Source organism: Brevibacterium linens ATCC 9172, assembly GCF_900169165.1.
Classification (GTDB): Bacteria; Actinomycetota; Actinomycetes; order Actinomycetales; family Brevibacteriaceae; genus Brevibacterium; species Brevibacterium linens.
On sequence record NZ_FXYY01000008.1, the window covers coordinates 105115 to 127696 of the forward strand.

A 22582-nucleotide genomic window follows, 5' to 3' on the forward strand; every position below is an offset into this window, starting at 1 on the left:
TCTGGTTTCGTTCATGCCTGCCCAGCCGCGCGATCCACCCACAGCCGCGGCCGCTCCCCGGGCTCCGCCTCGAGCGTGACGTCGACGCCGAGTGGGGCACTCGGCGCATCGGGATCGTGGCCGAAGCCCATCTCCGACACAATGGGTATTCCCAGACCGCCGAGGTAGTCGATCATCAGCGCCTCCACCTCGTGGACGGGCGCGCAGTCCTGCCACGAGCCGAGCACGACCGCATCCGCCGAGGTGAACCACCCGCCGCGGACCAGCTGCACCATGAGATTGTCGAGCCGGTACAGCTCTTCGTCGACGTCTTCGAGCATGAGGATGCTCGGGCCCCGCCGCTCGCGTCGTTCCCGCACGTCGATGAGCTCGGGACTGCCCATTCCAGCGGCGATGAGACTGAGATTTCCCCCGCCGAGGCGGCCCTTCGTCGACCCCGGGACCAACGTCTGTGCCCGGCTGAGCGGGAGTGCTGCGTCTTCTGCGGGGAAGCCGAGTTCGCGGCCGCCCCAGGGATGAACCAGCCACGAGGCCACCTCGTCGGGGACGACCGTCGAGTTCTTGAACGGGTCGTTGCCGACCATCGGGCAGAACAGGGTCGCGACACCGAGGTGATGGTCCCAGGCCTGGTGGAGTGCGGTGATGTCCGAGGAGCCGGTGAGCAGCTTGGGCCGGCCGTCGCGGCGCAGCATATGCCTGCGCATGAGGTCGAAGTCGATGCCGTCGAGCAGGCGCATGGCCCCGAAGCCTCCGCGCAACGCGATGACCGCATCCGTGTCCGGATCGCACCAGGCGTCGACGAGGTCGGCCCGGCGCTCGGCGTCCGTGCCGGCCAGATACTTCACCCGCGGGTGGCGGGCGCGGATGTGCTCACCGGGCACAACGCGCAGCCCCCAGGATTCGAGCTGGGCGATGGCTCGCTGCAGCGACTCCTCGTCGGTGGGTCCCGACGGCGCGATGAGGCGAACGTTGTCACCGGGCGCCAGCGGTGCAGAATCGAGATAGGGGCTCGGCTCCCCCGCGCCGACAGACCCGAGTGCATCGGCACGACCGGCCTCAACGAACTCCGAATTACTCATTCCTCACCAGACTCTGACTCCCCAGTCGGGGAACCGCTGCGAGCAGTTCCTGCGTGTATTCGTGCTGCGGATCGGACAGCACCTTCTCGACCTCACCGTATTCGACGATCTCCCCTCGTTTCATCACGGCCACCGTGTCCGCAATGTTCCAGGCCAGGCCGAGATCATGGGTGATGATGAGCGCGCTCATGCCGAGGTTCTTCTTCAGCGCGAGGAACAACGACAGGATCTCCCCGCGCACGGACGCATCCAACGACGCCACGGGCTCATCGGCGATGAGCACCTGCGGGTCGAGAGCCAGGGCACCTGCGATGACGACGCGCTGCCGCTGTCCGCCGGAGAGCTCCTGCGGAATCGATTCGAGATAGTCCTCGGCCGGGGTGAGTTCGGCGGCTGCGAGGGCACCGACGACCCGCTCGTACTCACGGTCTTTGATTCCCTGCACCTTCAGGCCTTCGACCACGGCTTCATACACGCTGCGCTTGGGGTTGAGCGATCCGGCCGGGTCCTGCAGAATCATCTGCACCTGCCGCCGGAAGGCCCGCAGCTCCTTCGCCTTCCGCGGCAGCGGCTTGCCGGCGAAGAACAGCTGCGAACCTGCCTCCACCTCCTGCAGCCCGAGCAGCGACCGCGCCAGAGTCGTCTTCCCCGAACCGGACTGGCCGACGACGGCGAGGATCTCCGCCTTCTTCAGCTGCAGATCCACCCCGCGCACCGCTCGTTCGCGGCCCCGCCGGGTGTCGAAGGAGACGCTGAGGTCCTTTGCCTCGAGCACCACCTCATCCGTCTTGGTGAACGGTTCGGCCCGGGCCACCTCGGCGGGCCTCCGCGTCCGGGGATTCAACCGGGATTCGGGGTCCCCGATCTGCGGAAACGCACCGGCGAGCTGCTGCGTGTAATCCTCCTGCGGGGACAGGCAGACGTCGTCGCTGGGCCCGTATTCGACGAGGCGGCCGTGGCGCATGATCGCGAGATTCGCGCACACGGCGGAGAGCACGGCGAGGTCGTGGCTGATCATCAGCAGGGAGATTCCGCGCTCGGCGACGAGACGAGCCAGACCGGACAGGATCTGCTTCTGCACGATGACGTCGAGAGCAGTCGTCGGCTCGTCGGCGATGATGATATCGGGTTCACAGGCGAGCGCCATGGCGATCATGATGCGCTGTTTCTGCCCGCCGGAGAGCTCGTGCGGATACGCAGTCGACTTGGCCGCCTCGATATTGACCTCGGCGAGGAGTTCGAACATCCGGTCCCGGCGCTTCTGCGGGGTCGTCCATGTGCCCTTCGAGTGATGTTCGAGGGCTTCGATGATCTGGCTTCCCACCTCGCGGACGGGGTTGAGCGAGTGCAGAGCGCCCTGGAAGACGATCGAGGCCTGTGCCCACCGGACCGCGCGGATCTGACCGAAGCTCAGCTCCCGGATGTCCTGCCCGCCGAGAAGGACCCGCCCGTCGAGGCGCGCCGACTTCGGCAGCAGGCGCAGAGCCGACATGATCAGGGTCGACTTCCCCGACCCCGACTCCCCCGCGATGCCCAGAGTGGCACCGGCGGGCAGGTCGAGACTGACGTCTTTCACGGCGACGACATCGCCGCGGTCGGATGAGGAGCGGTAGGTGATCGAAACGTTCTCGAAATGAAGATCGGTCATCAGCGGCTCCTCAGGGCGGGGTTGATGATGGCCTCGAATGCGCGCCCGACCATCGTGAACGCGAGCACGACGAGCAGGATCGCCACACCCGGGGTGAGCACGTACCACCAGTAGCCGGAGGTCGCCGCGGACACGTCCATCGAGTTCTTCAGGATCGTGCCCCACGATTCTTTGGACGTATCGCCGAGGCCGAGGAATGACAGCGTCGACTCGGCGATGATCGCTCCTCCGACGGTCAGTGTCGTGTTCGCGAGCACGAGCGGCATCACCGCCGGCAGCAGGTGCCGGAACAGGATATGGGAATGACCGGCACCGAGGATGCGCGCGCGTTCGATGTAGAGCCGGGATTCGACGCTCAAGGTCTGCGACCGCACGATCCGTGCCGTCGACGCCCATGAGGTCAGTCCGATGGCGACGACGATCGTGAAGACTCCGCGTTCCAGCACGGAGGACAGGACGATCGCCAAGAGCAGGGACGGCAGGACGATGAAGAAGTCGACGATGCGCATGATGAAGCCGCCGAACAGTCCCGAGAAGTGACCGGCGGCCAGGCCCATGATGGTGCCGATGAGCATCGACATCACGGTCGCGGCGACACCGACGAGGATCGACACGCGCGCTCCCCAGAGGATGCGCACCCACATCTCCCGACCCAAGTCATCGGTGCCCAGGGGATGGTCGAGGCTCGGCGGGGCGTAGCGGGGCACGTCGAGCTGCTGCGTGACGTCGAGCATCGAGGCCGGTGCGATGAGCGGTGCGGCGATCGCGATGACGATGAAGAAGAGGAGAACGACGGCGCCGATGAGAGCCGGGGCGTCGGAGCGGAAGAGCGCCCAGTTCTTCTTCGCATTGTTCAGTCGGCGTTCGCGCACGAGCTTCGCGCCGTCGACGGCGGGGGTGTTCGCACTCATCAGGCCCTCCTGACGCGGGGATCGAGGAATCGGTAGACGATATCGGCGGCGAGGTTCATCACGATGATGATCGCCGAGAACACGACGAAGGTGCCCTGCAGCAGCGGCAGGTCGGGACCGCGGATGGCTTCGAAGGTGAGTTTGCCCAGCCCCGGCCATGAGAACACGGCTTCGACGGTGACCGCACCGGCGACGAGCCCGCCGATGTGGAGGAAGACGACGGTGACGGTCGGCAGCAGCGCATTGGGCACGGCGTGACGGCGACGGACCTCATCCTCGGTGAGGCCTTTTGCGCGGGCCGTCGTGAGGTAGTCCTCGCTCATCTCCTCGAGCAGGGAGGCGCGCATGATCATGAGGAACTGTGCATAGACGACGGCGACGAGCGAGACGACCGGAAGGATGAGGTGCGTGATGACGTCGATGATTCCGGCCGGCGACCAGGGGTCGAGCCCCGGGGTGATCATGCCGCCGGTGGGCAGCCACTGCAGGGTGCCGCCGAAGATCATGAGCAGGATGAGGCCGAGCCAGAACGTCGGCACGGACCAGAAGATCAGCGAGGTCGAGGAGGCGAGCTTGTCGAACAGGGAATTGCGCCGCCAGGCCGAGAGCTGCCCGAGCCACAGGCCCAGGGCGATGGCGATGACGGCCGCGGTGCCCGTGAGCAGCAGGGTCGGGCCGAGGTACTCGCCGATGAGGGAGGACACGGATTTCCGGTATACGTAGGACTCGCCGAGATCGCCGGTGACGATGCCGACGAGGTAGTCCCAGAACTGGACAATGACGGGTTTGTCGAGTCCGTACTGGCTGCGGAGCTCGGCGATCTGCGCCGGGGACATCGGCCGTTCCTTGGCGATCTTGAGCACGGGGTCGCCGGGCAGCATGCGGAAGGCGAAGAAGCCGAGCACGATGACCAGGATCATCGAGGTCGCGGCCCCGCCGAGCTTGCGCAGGAAGTAGCGGGCGAAGGATCCGCCGGCCGGAGGTTCGTCCATGTCGACGGCGGCAGGGTTCGTCTCGGCGGTGTCGGCAGTTCCCTTCGCCGAGGCGGGGCTGGGGTTCGTGGGGTCGGTGCCCGGGGTCGCCGTGTCCGTTCCTCGGTCAGGGCGATCCCCGGAATGGGGATCGTGGGTGGGTGTGCTCACTGTGGTGCTCCAGGTGATGAGGACAGAGGCCCGTGGGTCCGGGTGCCGCAGATGGCGCGGGTGGCGTGGCACCCGGACTGTGGGCGCGGGAACTATTCGCGGTCGTCGGACTTCTTGCGACGGCTGAGCAGCCAGCCGCCTCCGCCGAGAACGACAATGGCTGCGGCCGCGATGCCGATCCAACCGCCGGCGCCCATTCCGCCGCCGGTGGTTTCCTCTTCGCTGACGGGTTCGACCGAGGAGTAGCCCCAGTAGCCGACCTGGTTGGCGATGGCGCCGCCGTCGGACGGCTGTTTGGTGAAGTTCTCGAACCGGTCGGAGCGGTAGGCCTCGAGCTGGTTCGGGTACCACAGCGTCACTGAGGGGGCCTCTTCATAATGGATGGCCAGTGCCTTCTGCACGAGTTCCTGACGCTTGGCCTGGTCGAGCTCAACGTGCTGGGCCTGATAGAGCTTGTCGAATTCCTTGTTGCACCAGCCGTCCTGGCTGGTGCCGCCGTTGCCTTCGGCGTCAGGGCGCTGACCGCAGGTGTTGATGCTCAGCTGGTAGTCGGGATCGGGGTTGATCGACCAGCCCGAGAAGTACATGTCGTAGTCGCCCTTGGTGGTGCGTTCGGACTCGGTATCGGCATCGGTCGATTCGTTCTTCAGGTCGACGCCGATGTCCTTCATCCACGGCTTCAGGAACTTCGCGGTGCTCTGCTCCGTCGGAACGTCGGCATCGGTGAGGAAACGCAGCTGCAGCTTCTCGCCGTCCTTTTCGCGGATGCCGTCGGAGCCTTCCTTCCAACCGGCGTCGTCGAGGAGCGTCTTCGCGCGGTCGACGTCGAATCCGCTGACGACCCGGTTGTCGGGGCTCAGCGCCCAGTCCGGGTAGACGGCGGGAATGAAGCTCGTGGCCGGCTGCGCATAGTCCTGCATGACCTGTTTGCGCAGGGTCTCGGTGTCGATGCCGGCCCGGATGGCCTGGCGGACCTTCTTGTCCTTAAGCGCCTCATTGCCGGTTCCGAACTCCTTGCCGTCGGCGTCGGCGACACCCGGGTTGATGGAGATTCCGTTGAAGCGGCGGCCGTTGCCGTCGTTGAGTTCGACGTCGTCCGCGTTCTCCAGTGCCGTGAACTGATCCGGGCTGAGGCCGGTGATGAAGTCGACCTCGCCGGAGCGGATCGCCTGTACCTGCGCATCGGAGTTCGTGTAGTAGCGGTATTGGATCTCGTCGAGCTTCGGCTTGCCGCGCCAGAAGTTCGGGTTCGCCTTGAGCGTGATCGACTTGTTCGCCTCATAGCTGTCGAGCTGGAAGGGTCCCGAGCCCACGGACTTCTCGTCGTTCTTGAATTCGCCGGGTTTGTCGATCTTCGACCACACGTGTTCCGGCACGACGGGGATCTCCTGGCCGGGGTTGTTCGCCTGCGCCTTCTTCAGGGTGATCTTGACGGTGGAATCGTCGGGGGCCTCGACCTTCGCGAAATTCTCGACGAGGCTGCCGTTGGCCACCGCCATCTCGTCGTTGTCCATCATCTGGTTATAGGTCCATGCGACGTCTTTCGAGGTCAGCGGTTCCCCGTCGGACCATTTCATGTCCGGGCGGATCGTGTAGGTCCAGACCTTGCCCTCGGAGTCCGTGTTCCATTCGGTGGCGAGTCCCTCGGTGACCGAACCGTCCTTGGCGTCATTGGCCACGAGATTCTCATACATGTACCGGAAGGTGTTCGTCGGCACGAGGTAGAAGGAGGTGAACGGGTTGAAGGAGTCGACGAATCCGTCGGTGGCGATCCGCAGCACGTTCTCAGCGGCGGGAGTCTCCGAGGCGGCGGCCGGTGCCGGAGAGGCGGCCATCGATCCGGCGAGTGCCAGCGCCGCGATGCCGGCCAGGCATCGGCGCAGGCTCACGCGCACGGTGCGGCGCAGCGAGTGTTGAGTGATCATTGGACCCCTTCGGTTCCGGCCGCCGGAGGCGGCTCCTGCCTGCGGCGGCCGGACCGTGGTCATGAGTTCCCCGCCTGCGACCGCCGAGATGTGTTGTCTGTCACTCTATGCCGGAACGGGTGTGAAATCGCAGCACCAGCTCACAACTTCTGGCGTGTCGCCTTGTGCGATCCGCACAATCGGAACGCGCTCGCACTCGACTGCCGGGCCCACGCAGGCGACTCGGATCACATGACAACGGTCCGCGAGCCGTGCACTCGGCACGGCTCGCGGACCGACGAGGGAATCAGGCCGTGGCCGCGGCCCTCTGGGCGGCGATCTCGGTGGTGGTCGTGGCCTTCCGCAGCCGCTGAATGAGCGCGACCGCGACGAGCACGACGAGACCGACGAGAGAGACCCAGATGTTCGGGTAGATCAGGGTGATCCCGGCGGCCAACAGCAGCACCCGCTCGACGATGTTGGCGCGACCCATGAAGTACCCGGCCAGGCCCGAGGACACTCCGATCATGCCGAGGATCACGGTCACGAGCGCCAACAGGAGCTCCTGCCACGTGCCCTGGAGCAGCAGAGCCGGCTCGAGGATGAACACATAGGGGATGAGGAACCCGGCGATGGCGATCCGCACGGCGGTGACACCCGCACGCATCGGATTGGCCCTGGCGATGCCGGCGCCGGCATAGGCTGCGAGGCAGACCGGCGGGGTGATGTCGGCGAGGATCCCGAAGAAGAACACGAACATGTGCGCCGCAATGAGCGGCACATCGAAGTTGTTGTACAGGATCGGTGCGGCGACAGTGGCCGTGACGACGTAGTTCGCGGTCGTCGGCAGGCCCATGCCGAGGACGATGCAGGCGATCATGACCATGACCAGGACGATGAAGAAGTTGCCTCCGGCGAGATCGACCAGTCCCTTGCCGAGCTGTCCGCCCAGTCCGGTCGCCGTAACTGTGCCGGCCACGATGCCCGCCGTCGCGCAGGCCGCGATCACCGGCAGCGCCGTGCGGGCGCCCTCGACGAGCAGCGTGACGAATCCGCGCGGATCCATCCGCGTCGACTTTCGCAGGAAGCTGAGGAAGAACGCGGTGCCGATGCCGAACAGCGCGGCGCGGATCGGCGACATCCCCGACAGGAGGGTGAGGATGATGACGGCCAACGGCAGCAGGAGGTCGAGGCGTTTGAGCAGCTCCTTGCCGTCAGGCAGGCTCGCCTTGGACAGCCCGAGGATCCCGTCGGTCTTCGCCTCGAAGTGGATCGAGAGGAAGGCCCCGAGGAAGTAGAGGATCGCCGGGATGATCGCGATGACGATGAGTCCGTTGTATTCGAGGTCCGGGACGTTCTGCGCCATGATGAACGCGGCCGCGCCCATGATCGGAGGCATCAGCTGTCCACCCGTCGAGGCGGTCGCCTCGGTGGCGGCGGCGAAGTGGGGCTTGAAGCCCGACCTCTTCATCAGCGGGATCGTGAACGACCCCGAGGCGACGGTGTTGGCCACGGACGAACCCGACACCATGCCCTGGAGACCGGAGGCCACAACCGCGGCTTTAGCGGGACCGCCGGTGAATCGGCCGGTGAGACGGAAGGCCAGGTCATTGAAGAACTGTCCGATGTTCGTGTGCACGAGCATCACGGCGAAGAAGAGGAAGAGGAAGATGAAGTTCGCCGAGACCTGGATCGGAGTGCCGAAGATGCCCGATCCGTTCGACAGGAACATCGTCGTCGCGAAGTCCTCGAGACTCATCCCGGAATGCGTGAACACAGGGCTGTAGTTGCCGAAGAGTCCGTAGAGGATGGCGATGCCGCCGATGATGACGATGGGAAGGCCCACACACCGGCGGGTGGCTTCGAGGATGAGCAGGACGCCGAGGATCGCCACGAAGTAGTCGAGGTTCGAATAGCCGAGGATCTGGACGGAGTTGCTCACCAGCCGCGAGTACTCGACGAAGACGTAGAGGTTGCAGCCGAGTCCCGCGAAGCCGAGGAGCACGTCGTACCAGGGGATGCGGCTGCCGCGCCCGATCAGCGCGTCGGCGACGCGGTTGCCTGTCGCCGGCGCATCGAGGAGGCGGCGGCTCGGCGGGTAGAGGAAGAAGATGAGCGCGGTGGCGCCCGCGAGATGCAGCGATGTGTGCATCCACGTGTTGAAGGGCCGTTCGAGTGCGGCATAGAGGTGGTAGACGGTGAAGGCGATGGACAGTCCGCCGACCACCCAGACCCACCAGCCGAGATCCTTGCGATAGCGGCTGGAGGTGTCATGCTTTGCGAGTACGTCGGCCGATCCGCGTTCTCCGGCGGCCACCTGATCGGCGCCGGGCCCGGCCGTCGCGGAGGACGGCCGGGTCGGTGTCGAATCTTCGCTCACGGCAGCTCGATGCCCTCTTCTTCGAAGTACTTCTGAGCGCCCGGGTGCAGCGGCACGTCGCCGACGCCCAGCATGGCGGAGTCCTTCGTGATGAGCTTGCCGACGTCGAGGGTGATCTCGTCAGTGTGCTCGAACAGCGCCTTCGTGAGGTTGTAGGCGGTGTCCTCACTGACCTGATCGGTCGAGGCCACCAAGGAGGCGAACACCGAGACGGTCGGGACGTCCTCATCGAGGAAGTCATAGGCGTCGGCCGGGATGTCGTAGGACTCCGCGCCCGATCCCTCTTCGATCGTCTTCGTCGTATCGTCGTCGAGCCCGAGCAGCTTGACGTCGGTCGTCGCGGCCAGCTGGGTCAGTCCGGCCACGGGTGTGCCCACGACGAAGATCGTGGCATCGATCTGCTTGTCGGCGAGCATGTCGGTCGAAGCACCGAAGTCGGTGATCTCCGGGGTGTAGTCGGATTCGCCGATGCCCGCGGCGTCGAGGATGGCATCTGAGATGGCGCGCGTGCCCGAACCGGCGTCGCCGACCGCGATCTTCTTGCCCTTGAGGTCCTCGACCGATTCGATTCCCGAGTCTTCGCGGACGATGATGTGAGCGGCCTCAGGGTAGAGCGAGGCCAGCCAGCCGACGTTGTCGATCTTCGTCCCGTCGAGGTCTTCGAGCTCGCCGTTGACCGCGGTGTTGGCCGTATCGCTCTGCGTGAAGCCGAGCTGCCATTCGCCCTGGTAGATCTTGCCGAGGTTCTCGGCCGAGGCACCGGACTCGACGTAGTTGACTGTCACGCCGTCGACGTTGTCCTCGAAGATCGAAGCGAGCTCACCGCCGAGAGGGTAGTACGTGCCCGATGTGCCACCGGTGCCGAGCGTGAGGTCGTCGGTGGTCTCACCGCCTCCACCGCCTCCACCGCTGCCGCCGTCCGAGCCGCACCCGGTCAGCGCCAGCGCCACGGCGGCGACTGCCGCAACTGTCATCCGTCTGATGTTCATCTTCTGATCTCCTCTTCGGGGGGTCAAGATACTTTGGCGAGCTGCTCAGAGTTCAGCCGCCTGCTGTCGAGACTAAAGGCACCATACACTCTCGCACAGCTCAATCATGAAAGTTTGCTGAATTGTTAGCCGCCTGGCCTGAGCGTCGCCTGAAGTCCTCAGGTCCGCGCCGATCACCACCGCGGCCCCGCCTCGGCGAGGATCTCGTCGATCGTCTGGCCCCGTCGGATGACGACGAATCGCGGTTCGCCCCCGTCCCCGGTGCGGTACCCGTAGACGGGCACGCGCGGGAGCAGATTGTAGGAGAAGGGGTTGGAGAAGTAGTAGGCGCCGGTCTCGGGCACGGCGACGAGGTCGCCGACGTCGAGGCGCGGCAGCGAACGGTCCCGAGCGAGCAGATCCCCGGAGAAGCACGCGGGCCCGGCGACATCAGTGGGCACCGCCTCGGCGATCTTCGGTTCCCCGTCACCGGTGAACGGCATGATCCGCAGCGGCCAGTCGTGCGGAGCGTAGGCGGTGCGGGTGGCGACCTGGACGCCTGCGTGAGTCATGGCGATGCGGCGCCCGCCGCTGGTCTTCGCGTACTCGACGCGGGTGAGGACGGTGCCGGCCTTGGCCAACAGTGCACGCCCGAATTCGGTGACGATGTCGAAGTCGAACAGGTCGGGGACCTGCTGTTCGAGCACCGCACGGTAGTCGGCGAAGGTCGGGGTGATGTCCTCGCCGTCGAAGTTCACCGACAGGCCTCCCCCGATATCGATGCGGGTGATCTGCCGCGTCCCGGCACGCGCGTTGACCTCCTGCGCGAGGTCGACCGCGGTGCGGATTCCGACGGCGGCGCGCTCGAGACTGATGCCCTGAGAACCCGAGTGCACGTGGATCTGATTCAGCCGGGGCCGCGCCAGATAGGCCTCGATCACAGCTTCGCGGGCTCCGGGATCGGCGAGTCCGATGCCGAATTTCGACGTCTCTGTGGCGGTGCTCAGCGCCCCGATCGTGCCTGTGCCCGACTGCGGATTGATCCTGATTCCGATCCGTACTTCGTCGACGGTCGGTCGTCTGTCTTCCAGAAGCAGGTCGAGGCGGGCGAGTTCGTCGAAGTTGTCGACGTTGATCGACACGCCCAGGTCGACGGCCCGACGCAGTTCCGTCCAGGTCTTGGCCGGGGAGTCGAAGACGATCCGTTCGGGAGCGAACCCGGCGGCCAGGGCGAGTTCGAGTTCGCCGGGGCTGGCGACTTCGCATCCGGCGCCCTGCTGCGCATAGCGCTCGAGCAGCGAACGCAGCGGCACGGCTTTGCAGGCCACCGCGTGGAGCACCTCATGGTCCGAATCGAACGCCGAAGTGAGCCGCTCGAACGCGGTATCGATGGCATCGAGATCCATGAGCCCGAGCACGGGCTCCCGATCCGAGAGCGCCGGCACACCATCCGGCAGGGCCGGCACGCCCTCCGATAGGGCAGGCACGCCGTCCGACAGGGAGGGCACGCCCGCGGGAGCGGAACCGCTTGCGGTGGTGCGATCGACTCCGCGCGTCTCGGCAGGGGTGTCGTCGGTGCGGTTGGCTCGCCCCGCCACGGCAGGGGTGCGGTCGGTGAGGGGCTGGCTGTTCTCGGCGATCGCTCTGATCGCCTGTGCTCGACCGTCGGCGATCGAGTGGTGACTGTTGGGCATGACGTCCTCTGTTTGTGATCTGCTGTCACTCTAGGACGGTCGACCTCGACGAACGAACAATAATTCACCAAACTTCCCGGGGATCGATTGTCGGTTTCCCACGACACGACTCCTCAAGCCTTCAGCCGCCCGCGCGATCGTGGGCGAGCACCGAGAGCTCGAGCCACAGCCTCTCGGCCGGCTCGGCCGTCGACAGACCCGTGATCTCCTCGATCCGCCCCAGGCGGTGCCGCAGCGAATTCGTATGCACGTGCAGCCGACGGGACGCCTCGGCGGAGTTGCCGACCGTGGCGAAATAGACCCGCAGCGTCTCGAGCAGGCTGCCGTTGTGCTGCGCGTCATGCCCGGCCAGCGCCCGAGCCGGCCGTGCGATGCTGCCGATATCGCCGCTGCGACCAGCGGGTTCTCCGCCGTGCGCATCGCGCTCGACGGCCAGCAGCGTATCGGCCACGCGCAGTCCGATGACTTCGGCCGCCGCATCCTCGACGGTCGCTCCGACGATGGTCGGGGCTTCCTCGTCGCCGCCGCTCGCAGGGCCTCCGCTCATGGCACCCCGTCCTCGGCAGCCGAGGCCGCGCCTCCTGCCGTGCACGGCGTCGACGACGTATACGGCCTCGGACCACGAGCGATGCACTTCGTCGAGGCGGTCGACGGGAGAGCCGACACCGAAGCTGAGCGCCTCGTCGCTCGGCAGCGATCGCCGCAGGGCAGAGAGCACGTGGTCGCGGATCTGCGCCGCATCCGTCGGCTCGCTCATCTGCACGAGTGCCGCGAGATGTGCGCCTGTGCCCGACTCGATCCGGGAGAGCACGGCATCGGCGAAGGCGGCCCGGAGATGGAACCGCAGGACGGGCTCTCGGTCGGGGGCCGACTCGGTGAAGGCGAGGACGCAGAAGCTACCGGAGAACGGCAGTGACAGCAGGGTCGCCGACGGACCGAGGTCGGCCGAACCGGCGAGGATCGCACCGAGCGCCTCCCGACGGATGCGCTTCTCGAACGGCGACCGGCGCAGTGTCCGCAGCATCACGGGCAGGGCCGCGCGGGCGGCATCGCGCAGCACCTCGCGCAGCGGTTCGTGGTCGACCTCGGCCGGGTAGGCCGCCCAGATCGTGCCGATGAGCTCGCCTTCGCTGCGCAGCGCGATGACCGACCGGGCCGGTGATGTGCCTTCGGCGGGCCGTTCGACGACGTCGGTCGAACGGCGGATCGTGTCGAGGAACCCCGATGCCTCGAGCTCGGCGATCCGCCAGTCGGGAATGGCCCCGGACAGGATCGTCTCGCGTCGGATCTCGTCGAGTTCGCCGCCGAGGTTGGCATGCGCGAGCACACGCGAGGCCGGGTCCTCGATCGTGATCGATGCGCCCGTGGTCTCGGCGATGACGGCGGCCAGTGCGCTGAGGTCGTCGACATCGGGCCGGGCCAGGGCGCTCGTCGCGCCCTCCGTGAGCTGCCGCAGATGCACGAGGATCTCCGACCAGGTCACATGCGGCGAGCGTTCGAGGAGGACCGGAACCCGGCCCTCACTCCCCCTCAGTTCGATCCCGTCGCCGAGGTGGCCGTGCGTTCCGGGCGGAACGACGAGGGCGGCGGCGCCCGCATAGCCTGCCAGCACCGCGTCGAGTCCGGCAGGACTGCTCACCGGTTCGGTGACGAGGACGACGGTCCCGGTCAGGGAGGCGTGGCCGACCGCCTCGGTGGGCGAAGCGGTGGGCGGGCCGGCAGGCGAGCCGGCGTGCAGTGCAGCCGACGTCTGCGTGGGAGTCGTCGGCAGGTCGAAGCCGAATTCGACTCGAGCGACTACGGCGTCGCCGGCCATCTCGGTCAGCGGCAGGAGGAACCCCTCCGTGTCCCGGATCAGTCGGGACAGTCGCGGACTCGCGGTGTCGGTCATGCTCCCACTGTAGTCAACGGCCGACCATGGTCGGCTGCGGCCGGGAGGGTCTGCGTCGTCAGGACCGCGCGCCTCGGCGATGCGGAAGGAACCGGACGAGCCGCCTCGGCGGGATGGGTCATTCCGGGGAGAAGAACTTGAACTGGAGGGCACGGACGACGAGTTGGGCGAGGTTGCGTGCGCCCAGTTTGAGGCGGAGGTTGCGGGCGTGCGATTTCACGGTGGACATGGCCACCGATTGGGCGTCGGCGATCTCTTCGTAGCCGTGTCCCTGGCAGAGCAGGGTGAGCAGATCCATCTCGCGCGCGGTCAGCTGCGGGGCCGCGCCGGGGGCGTCGGGCAGCTGGTCACCGCTGATGACGATGTCCTCGGCCAAGCCTTTGAGCAGTTCGGGGCTCTCGCCTGCCGAGGCGGCCCCCACGATCGAGACGAGTTCCCTCTCCCCTGCCGTCTTGTTGACCACGGCGAGTGCGCCGGCCTCGAGTCCGCGGGCGATTCCGGGCCCGGGCGACACGGTCGTCAGGAGCACGACTCGGGCGTCGAGGTCGAGGTCGATGATCGCTGCCGTTGCATCGACGCCGCTCATTCCCGGCGGCATGTTGACGTCCATGAGGACGAGGTCGGGACGCTCGGCGGCGAAGGCGGCGATGGCCTCCTCGCCGGAGTGGACGGGGTCGAGCACACGGAAGGAACCCGCATCCTCCAGCGTCGCGGCCACCGCTCGTGTCGTCCACGAATCGTCATCGACGACGAGGACGGAGGTGCGTGCGGCGGGTTCAGGGCTCACGTCTTGGTCGGCCTGCGGCATGGTCGCCTCCGGTCTCACGTGAGGGGTCGCCTCCGAGATCCGGTGCGGGGCCGGGTAAGTGTGCGCCGTCATCAGGCGTCGACCTTGCCCCGGCCGCCCTTCGTACGGCGGGCATTGCCGCTGCTGTGGCTGCCGTGGCTGTGGCTGCCGTTACTGAGGCGGTAGGTCGCCTCGCCCGAGATGCCGGATCCAGCGGTGTCCGTGCCCGTGAGTCGATCGGGAGCCTCGGCACCGGTCGCCTCCAACGCGCCCACCCCGCCTGCGCCTGAGGCCGAATCGGCACTGTGATCGGCTCCCGGTGCCTCAGCCGAGGTGGCACCAGGATTCTCTGCACTTGACGACACAGCGCTGGTGTCGAAGTCGTCATCGACGACGTCGATCGTGTCCGCGTTCGAGGAAGACCGCGCGGTATCCGATTTCGAGGAAGCCGATGCGGAATGGGTGATGAAACGGATCGGCAGGGCCACCTCGACGACGGCTCTCCTCCGTTCATCCTCGTCCACCCGGCAGACGCCGCCCATGGCCGTGGCACGGCGGGACAGAGACCGCGGGGCCCGGGTCAGCGCGGTCGGGGATGCGTTCGTGCTGCGGCAGAGCAGTTCGGCTCGGCTGCCGCTGCCGTCTCGCATTTCGACGACGAGGGTAGCGGGGGTGCCGGGGACGGAGTGGCGGATGACGTTCGTGGCGAGCTCGAGCATGACGGCCCGGAAATGGTGCGACAGCGTTCCGGTCGCATGGGTCGGCAGCGGAGAGAGTTCGGTGGTCAGGGGAACGCGCCCGGCCGCGCACCCGTCTTCGATCGCGGTCGCCAGCTGCTCCGCCTCGGCGCGGAAGCGGATCCGGGAGGTCCCGCAGTCCCCGGTGCAGCTCTCGGTCTCCCACCTGCTCAGGCTCGTCACCAGCTGCCGGAGCCGTTTGGTGGCTTCGGCGTTGACCAGCGCCAGCTCGGCGACGAGGCGGTCAGCGGTCTCGGAGTCGCTTTCCTTCGCGAGGGTGCCGATGATCGCGGATTCGGTGGTCAGCGAGTGCGAGATGGTGTCGTGCATATCGCTGGTGAACCGGGCGCGCATGGCGTCGAGTGATTTCTGGTGGTCGACGGCGGCGCGTTCGCGGCGGTCGATCTCACTGCGGATTCGGGCCTCGACGAAGGACGCGCACAGGCCGAGGATCGAATAGGTCAGCCAGCCGTAGCCGAGGTCGGTGAGTCCTTCGAAGCCGGCGTCATAGGACCCGAGTCGGGTCGATGCGCCGAGGTAGACGGCCAGTCCGAGGGTTCCCAGCGCAAACCCGATCCAGCGACGGCGGCTGATCAGGACCGCGGTGGCGAGGATGAGCGCCTCGGGGAACATGTTCTCCAGGTCCGGGTAGAGCATGGAGAACCCGATGCCCAGACCGGTCGTCGCGATGACGATGCTCAGCGGCAGGAACGCGGCCAAGACGATGAGTCCGTAGGCGAGGACGAGCAGGCCTGCGTAGCGGGGTTCGGTGATCTCGAAGGAGCCGGGGACAAGGATCGTCAACCCCATGATGAGTGCCAGCAGGCGGATCGGCAGGTCGATGAAGCGCGGTCCCCGGAGGAAGTGCCACAGTCGGGCCGGGACGCTCGCTGACGTGCCGGTCGCGCCGTCGATCTCTGATGTCATGGCCCCTATTGTGCTACAACTGCACCCCCCGAACTACCTGACGGCGGCCCAGCAACCTTGCGCGAGGTTGCTGGGCCGCCGTCAGGTAGTAACTAGGGGGATTTCAGCTGAGGAGGTCGGCGAGGGCGGCCTCGATGACGTCGAAGGCGTCGTTCAGCAGCTCGTCGGAGATCGTCAGCGGCGGCAGGAAGCGCAGGATGTTGCCGAAGGTTCCCGTGACGAGCACGAGGACGCCGTTCTTCGCACAGTAGTCCGCGACCTTCTTGACCAGGTCCGCGTTCGGTTCGATCGAGTCGCGCTCGACGAACTCGGCGGCGATCATGGCGCCGCGGCCGCGGATGTCGCCGACCTCGGGGTACTTCGACTGCAGCTTCGTCAGACGGTCGACGAGGATCTCACCGATGTGCCCGGCCCGATCGGCCAGTCCGTCCTCTTCGTACGCGGCGATCGCACCGAGGGCAGCGGCACAGGCCGTGGGGTTGCCGCCGTAGGTTCCGCCGAGGCGACCCGGTCCGACCGAGTCCATGATGTCCGCGCGACCGGTCACGGCCGACAGCGGCAGACCGCCGGCGATGCCCTTGGCCGTGGTGATGAGGTCGGGCACGATGCCCTCCCACTCGGAGGCGAACATCTTGCCGGTGCGCGCGAATCCGGCCTGCACCTCATCGGCGACGAAGACGATGCCCTTTTCACGGGCGTAGTCGACGAGCGTGGGCAGGAAGCCCTCGGCCGGAACGATGAAGCCGCCCTCACCCTGGATGGGTTCGATGACGATCGCGGCGACGTACTCGGAGCCGATCTGCTTCTCGATCATCGTGATGACGCGCTTGGCCGCGTCCTCACCGCTGATCTTCGTGCCGGCCGCGTCGTTGTCGCGGTACGGGTAGGACATGGGTGCGCGGTAGACCTCACCGGCAAAGGGACCGAAGCCGGCCTTGTAGGGGGCGGCCTTCGCGGTCATCGCCATGGTCAGATTCGTCCGGCCGTGGTAGGCGTGGTCGAAGACGACGACGGCATCGCGGCCGGTGTGGGCGCGAGCGATCTTCACGGCGTTCTCGACAGCCTCGGCACCGGAGTTGAGCAGCACGGTGCGCTTCTCGTGATCACCGGGGGTCAGACGGTTGAGAGCTTCGGCGACCTCGACGTAGCTCTCGTACGGGTTGACCATGAAGCAGGTGTGGGTGAAGGCCTCGAGCTGGGCCTTCGCGGCCTCGACCACGCGGGGGTTCGAGTTGCCGGCCGTGGTCACGGCGATTCCCGATCCGAGGTCGATGAGCTGGTTGCCGTCGGCGTCCTTGAGGATGCCGCCGCCGGCCGCCACCACGTAGGCGGGCAGGCTCGAGCCGACACCGGTCGCCACTGCTGACTTGCGACGTTCCTCGATCTCACGGGACTTCGGTCCCGGAATCTCGGTGACGATCTTACGTTCCTGCGGCAGAGCTTCGCCGCCAATCTCCAAAGCTGTCATAAGGGGAAGAATAGGGGCAAACGACGGTTTTTGTCACCTGCCGTCCGAGGGCTGAGCACAACCGCTCTCCGCGGCGAGACGAACCCGTTGATTCGGCACCGATCGGGTACGGAATCCGTTGTCGTGTGCCGGCGGCCGAATCCTCATTGCGGATGGCCGACAGCGAAGGCGGAAACAGCGCCGGGTGGTCCCCGACGCTCCCGGGAATCAGCGGTTATGGCTGCGGGCGTCGACGTCCTTGTTACGTGCCGGAAGCACGCTCTCGTGTTCGCGCATCGGCACGACGATCGTCTCCTGAGCACCGATGACGCGTTCGCCGTCGCCGATTTCGAAGCTCAGCTGCGCCTCGGGGGCCAGGTTCCGCTTGACCACGGCCAGACCGATCGGTCCGAGCTCCCAATGCACGGTCACCGAGGTCAGAGCGCCCACGGAGCGTTCGGACCCGCGGACCTCGGCGAGCGCCTCGGTGCCGGGATCCGGGGCGATATGCCCGGACCCGTCAAGATGAACGAAGGTCAATCGCCGAGGCGGCTGACCGAGATTGTGAACGCGGGCCACCGCTTCCTGACCCCGGTAGCAGCCCTTGGCCAGGTGCACGGCCGTGCGCAGCAGGTCGAGTTCGCCGACGAGGGCTTTGTGGTCGATCTCGTTCCGGCCCGGCCGCCACGCGGCGATTCGCAGCGCCTCCCAAGCGTCGAAGCCGGCCATGTCGAAGCTGTTCGCAGACAACCCCTGCAGGTCGGAGCGCTTGACGATGCCGATGACGAACGGAGTCTCGAGCCCGGGGTGGTCGGTGCCGGCGACGTCCTTGCCGATGTCGATCTGCGCATAGGAGGCCGAACCGCTGCCGATATGCGGCCATGGGTCGGACCAGGTCCGGGTGACGGGCAGAGCTTCCGGCAGTGAGGTGATGGCGCCGAAGCACTGGTAGTCGTCGCTGAGGTCCTCGATCTCAACACGCATCATGAAGACCATCTTGCGCAGGAAGTCCAGGGTTGCGTCGGTGTCGAGATCGCTGATCGCCCACAGGGCCTCACCGTCGTCGACGAGCCTGAGCCAGCCCTCGATGCGACCGTTCGGGTCGAGCACGAGGGTTTCGGTGGACACACCGGGCGCCAGGTTGTCGATCTTCTGCGTGGTGATCGAGTTCAGCCAGGTCAGACGGTCGGGTCCGTTCAGACGCAGCACGCGGAGGTGGGCGAGGTCGACGAGACCGTCCTTCTCCGCGAGCACCCGCTGCTCACGCAGGGAGGCTCCGTAGTGGATGGGCGTCTCGGCGAGGTCGCCGGCCCCGAGCACCGCGGTCGAGCTCAGTCCGCGAGCCAGCGACGAGCGCCGCACCGGCTGAGTGGGGGTGTTCTCCGGCGACGGCGAATCGTTGACATCAGAATTCGGCGACACGGGATCAGTCATCTTACGACAGCTTCTTCAATCTGGCAGAGGAATGGGAGGCGAGTTCGTGGCCCATGGCTGCCATGTCCCAGGCCCACATGAGTTCGCCGCCGACGAGGCCGTACATCCGCGTCGAAGCGGTGTACTCCTTCGCGGTCTTCGTGCGCGCCACCACATCGGTGGCCAGGTCGATGCGCGGGCCCTTGACGGTGCCGGCATAGAGTTCCATGACACCGTGCGGATGGACGATCTCGGCTTCGATCTCGAAGGCGTCATCGTTCGTGCGCAGGGTCTCGACCGCGGCGGCCGAGGTGAAGCTCTGCGGTTCGGTCGGCACCATCATCCCCGGGCCGACGTCGCCGTCGTCGTGCTGGCGCACGAGCTGCCAGATTCCGGTCTCGAGAGTCAGAGTCGAGTCGAGTTCTCCGGATTCGCTGAGCAGCCACGCATGCGCGGTGTACTGCAGGAAGGGCGTGCCCTCATGGGCGACGAAGTCGATGCGCTGGCCGAACTGCTTCTCAGGAGTGTCCGCATAGCCGACGACACCGACGCCTTCCCACGACCCGATCAGCCAGGACAGCGGGACGAGCTCGGGATGGACCGAGGTATCGAGTTCGATCACCATAAGGGATCAGCGGTTGTCTTTGAACAGCGCCGTGACGACCTTGATCCCCACACCCAGGGCACCGAGAGCGGCAACGCCGACGAGGCTGGTGAAGACGATTTCGAGAGCAACAAGATTTTCCATGCTCCCAGTCTACAGTTCCTGACAAAGTGATGTGCATCCAGCCCAGGGCCGCGGAACAGCGCCGCCGCCCAGATCAGGAGGCGAGGCGTTCGAGAGCGTAGACGACGACTCCGCCGAGGGCGATCGGAGCGGCACCGAGGGCGAGCTGCACGGCGAAGCTGCGCGCCTTCTCGACGTTCTTCTTCACCTCGATGTTCTGCGAGGCCTCGAGGTTGGCGGCCTGGAACTTCGCATAGGCGACGAGCCCGAGCATCCGATCGACCGCCGCGACGAGCAGCCCCATGACGACACCGAGGCTGAGCGCCGAGGCCAGGGAGAGCGCCGGTGCGAACACGAGCACCGACAGGATTCCCGCTACGGCCGTGGACATGACGATGGCCAGCGGCGAGGTGTAGATCGCCGGCCACGGCAGCGCGGTCATGCACTGCGCCACGATGAGTGAGGCGAGGCCGATGACGATGGCCTCCTTGTCACCGGGGATCGTGATCGCAGCGACCCAGGTGCTCGCCGACAGGACGATGACGAGGCCGGAGACCTGCGCGGACACGTTCGCCACGGCATAGGAGGCGCCGATTCCGCGGGTGAGGTTCTGTACGAAGGTCCACAGCAGTCCCAGGCCCGCGAGCACGGGCAGCCAGTCGAGGTAGGGCGCCGTGGAGTCGTGCCAGGCGGCGTAGAGTCCGCCGATTCCGAAGAGGGCGAGCATGATCGACGTCGCCCGCGGCTGCGGGGAGTCCGTCAGGCGCGGCCAACCGTAGGCGACGCCGAAGACGATGAGCCCGGTCGCCAGCAGGAACAGCGTATAGCCCCAGTACACGGAGGCGCTCAGGGCCAGCACCAACACCAGGGCGACGGCTACTCGAATCCATCTGATCACAGCACTATCGTGCCTTATCGGATGGCACCCGCGGTAACCATCGGCGGTTGTGCGGCGGAGCGGCCCCGGCTGAGGCATCGCTATAATCTTCCTCAGACAACAGGCTGAGACGACGGGCGCCGAGGAGGTGGAGGCAGCACATGCGGATCCTGCACATCTGCCCCACGGCCAGGCTCGATGCACCCCTGGCTCCCGAATCCCTGCAGTACCTCGGCCACCGGATCGACCGCTGCGGCACCGAGGATCTGCCCGACCGCAAGGCCGACGCCGCTGCGGTCGATGTCGTCATCGCCGATGCCTGTCTCGATCTGTCCCTGGCCCCGCGCATCGCCGAGCTCCTCGCCGAGGCGCGGATCAGCGCACCCGTCATCGTCGTCCTCGGCGAGGGCGGACTGGCGACGGCCTCGGCGAAATGGCAGGTGGCCGACCTCATCCTCACCACGGCCGGCCCCGCCGAGGTGGAAGCGCGGCTGCGCGTGGCGCGTGACCGTCACACAGCGTCATCTGCCGCCCACGCCAGCGGCTTCCCCGGCGGGACGGCCGGATCCGGCCGTCCGGGAGCGAAGGGCGGGGCAGTGGGCTGGGGACCGGTCCGCACGGGCCGCGGGCCCGTCGGCACGACCAGGCAGAGCGGACTCGGACTGTCCGGCCGCCTCGGCGAAGCGGGTGAGGAGCTGTTGAACGCCGACGGCGAGCCGATGGTCGTCGTCACCGGAGACCTCCGCATCGACGAGACCGCCTTCACCGCCGAACTCGGCGGACGCAGCCTCGATCTGACCTACCGAGAATTCGCCCTGCTGAAGTTCTTCGCCATGCACCCCGAACGCGTCTTCACCCGCGACGACATCCTGCTCACGGTGTGGGGCGATGACTACTTCGGCGGCACCCGCACCGTTGACGTGCATGTTCGCCGCCTCCGTGCGAAACTCGGCAAAGACCTTGAGAACGCCATCCACACCGTACGCAACGTCGGCTACCGCTTCAGCGCCGACAGCGTCACGGACACAGATTCAGAGGACGTGACGGCATGAGAATCCAGGCCAGCGGGGCAATTACCTCCACACCGATCGACACCCTCACCGAGGATGAGCTCAAATTCCTCGACGATGTGGCGGCGACCGATGGCGCTCCCGAGATCTCCGGCGGACTCATGGCCATCGCCACCGGTGAGGACACCGCCCACGAAGCACAGACCGCCTCGAGCGTGTGGCGCTTCTATGCCGGCGACGACACTCGCGACAGCTCCGGTAACAGCGCCGGCGACCTCATCGGCTTCGGAATCCGCGCCCTGCAAGGCGATCGTCACGCCGCCGAATTCCTCATCGCCCCCGACCACCGCGGCCAGGGCCTCGGCGAGCGGCTGCTGGCGACGATCCTCGACGAAGAACCCGACGCCTGGTGCTGGTCGCACGGTGACCATCCAGCGGCCAAGCACCTCGCGCAGAAGCACGGGCTCGGCCGTGACCGGGTGCTCTATCAGATGCGCACCGACACCGGACTGAGCCTCGACGCCCTGCCCGAGACCCAGAGTCCAGAGGGAGTCGAGATCCGCTCCTTCGCTCCCGGCGACGAGGACGGCTGGTTGTCGGTGAACAACTCCGCATTCGACTGGCATCCCGAACAGGGCGGCCAGACCCGCGCCGATATCGACGCCGTCGTCACCGCCGCGGACTTCGAACCCGACACCTTCATCATCGCCGCCCGCGACGGTGAGGTGATCGGATTCCACCAGACGAAGATCACGGATACGGAGACCGAGGGCCGCCTCGGCGAGGTCTATGTGGTCGGTGTCGATCCGCGCATTCACGCCAAGGGCGTGGGCAAGGCGCTGACGGTCGAGGGGATGCGACGGATGGTGGCCGCCGGAGCTCAGACAATCGAACTCTACGTCGAATCGGACAACGCCCCGGCGCTAGGCTTGTACGAGCGGCTGGGATTCCATGTCGCGGTCGCGCACGTGGCCTATGCACCGGCCTCCGCGGAGTCCACCGGCACCGATTCCGGCACCGCGCCGAACGAGAAGGAGTAG

At 66.8% G+C, this 22582-nt stretch carries 17 protein-coding genes; 2 read left to right on the top strand and 15 right to left on the bottom strand.

The features are described 5' to 3' along the window. Positions 1–11: 11 nt before the first annotated feature. From BLIN9172_RS08480 to BLIN9172_RS08550, 15 genes are all read right to left on the bottom strand, one after another. Positions 12–1079 (bottom strand): S66 peptidase family protein, encoded by a 1068-nt coding sequence (locus BLIN9172_RS08480; RefSeq protein ID WP_101554662.1) that lies wholly within the window; start codon positions 1077–1079, stop codon positions 12–14. After that, on the bottom strand, positions 1072–2727 hold the full coding sequence (locus BLIN9172_RS08485) for an ATP-binding cassette domain-containing protein (protein WP_101554663.1): 1656 nt from the start codon (positions 2725–2727) through the stop codon (positions 1072–1074). The genes BLIN9172_RS08480 and BLIN9172_RS08485 overlap by 8 nt, the downstream gene beginning before the upstream one ends. Further along, on the bottom strand, positions 2727–3638 hold the full coding sequence (locus BLIN9172_RS08490; RefSeq protein WP_101554664.1) for an ABC transporter permease: 912 nt from the start codon (positions 3636–3638) through the stop codon (positions 2727–2729). The genes BLIN9172_RS08485 and BLIN9172_RS08490 overlap by 1 nt, the downstream gene beginning before the upstream one ends. After that, the gene (locus tag BLIN9172_RS08495; protein WP_240812071.1) at positions 3638–4780 is read right to left on the bottom strand and encodes an ABC transporter permease; all 1143 of its coding nucleotides are present in this window, start codon (positions 4778–4780) and stop codon (positions 3638–3640) included. The genes BLIN9172_RS08490 and BLIN9172_RS08495 overlap by 1 nt, the downstream gene beginning before the upstream one ends. Before the next feature lie 92 nt (positions 4781–4872). After that, on the bottom strand, positions 4873–6705 hold the full coding sequence (locus tag BLIN9172_RS08500) for an ABC transporter substrate-binding protein (RefSeq protein ID WP_101554665.1): 1833 nt from the start codon (positions 6703–6705) through the stop codon (positions 4873–4875). A 286-nt stretch (positions 6706–6991) separates the two neighbouring features. After that, positions 6992–9064, bottom strand: coding sequence for a TRAP transporter permease (locus BLIN9172_RS08505; protein WP_101554666.1), 2073 nt, complete (start codon positions 9062–9064; stop codon positions 6992–6994). After that, the gene (locus BLIN9172_RS08510) at positions 9061–10053 is read right to left on the bottom strand and encodes a TAXI family TRAP transporter solute-binding subunit (RefSeq protein ID WP_170286899.1); all 993 of its coding nucleotides are present in this window, start codon (positions 10051–10053) and stop codon (positions 9061–9063) included. The genes BLIN9172_RS08505 and BLIN9172_RS08510 overlap by 4 nt, the downstream gene beginning before the upstream one ends. A gap of 173 nt (positions 10054–10226) precedes the next feature. Next, on the bottom strand, positions 10227–11726 hold the full coding sequence (locus BLIN9172_RS08515; protein WP_101554667.1) for a type III PLP-dependent enzyme domain-containing protein: 1500 nt from the start codon (positions 11724–11726) through the stop codon (positions 10227–10229). Positions 11727–11847: 121 nt separating this feature from the next. Next, a complete protein-coding gene (locus tag BLIN9172_RS08520) occupies positions 11848–13617 on the bottom strand; it encodes a PucR family transcriptional regulator (RefSeq protein WP_101554668.1) in 1770 nt (589 codons plus the stop codon). A gap of 118 nt (positions 13618–13735) precedes the next feature. Beyond that, positions 13736–14497, bottom strand: coding sequence for a response regulator transcription factor (locus BLIN9172_RS08525; protein WP_240812070.1), 762 nt, complete (start codon positions 14495–14497; stop codon positions 13736–13738). Further along, entirely contained in the window at positions 14497–16068 is a 1572-nt protein-coding gene (locus BLIN9172_RS08530; protein WP_101554669.1) for a sensor histidine kinase, read from the bottom strand. The genes BLIN9172_RS08525 and BLIN9172_RS08530 overlap by 1 nt, the downstream gene beginning before the upstream one ends. A gap of 103 nt (positions 16069–16171) precedes the next feature. Continuing rightward, a complete protein-coding gene (gabT, locus tag BLIN9172_RS08535) occupies positions 16172–17536 on the bottom strand; it encodes a 4-aminobutyrate--2-oxoglutarate transaminase (RefSeq protein ID WP_170286898.1) in 1365 nt (454 codons plus the stop codon). Between the two features lie 207 nt (positions 17537–17743). Beyond that, on the bottom strand, positions 17744–18949 hold the full coding sequence (gene ygfZ, locus BLIN9172_RS08540) for a CAF17-like 4Fe-4S cluster assembly/insertion protein YgfZ (protein WP_101554671.1): 1206 nt from the start codon (positions 18947–18949) through the stop codon (positions 17744–17746). A 1-nt stretch (position 18950) separates the two neighbouring features. Continuing rightward, positions 18951–19553 (bottom strand): heme-binding beta-barrel domain-containing protein, encoded by a 603-nt coding sequence (locus BLIN9172_RS08545; protein ID WP_180956954.1) that lies wholly within the window; start codon positions 19551–19553, stop codon positions 18951–18953. 196 nt (positions 19554–19749) lie between these two features. Beyond that, on the bottom strand, positions 19750–20553 hold the full coding sequence (locus BLIN9172_RS08550; protein ID WP_240812069.1) for an ammonia permease: 804 nt from the start codon (positions 20551–20553) through the stop codon (positions 19750–19752). Positions 20554–20693: 140 nt separating this feature from the next. On the opposite strand from BLIN9172_RS08550, the gene BLIN9172_RS18735 reads away from it, so the two are divergent. After that, complete coding sequence (locus tag BLIN9172_RS18735; RefSeq protein ID WP_101554673.1) at positions 20694–21584, top strand: winged helix-turn-helix domain-containing protein; 891 nt, start codon at positions 20694–20696, stop codon at positions 21582–21584. Further along, positions 21581–22582, top strand: coding sequence for a mycothiol synthase (mshD, locus tag BLIN9172_RS08560; protein WP_101554674.1), 1002 nt, complete (start codon positions 21581–21583; stop codon positions 22580–22582). Before BLIN9172_RS18735 ends, mshD begins: the two co-directional genes overlap by 4 nt.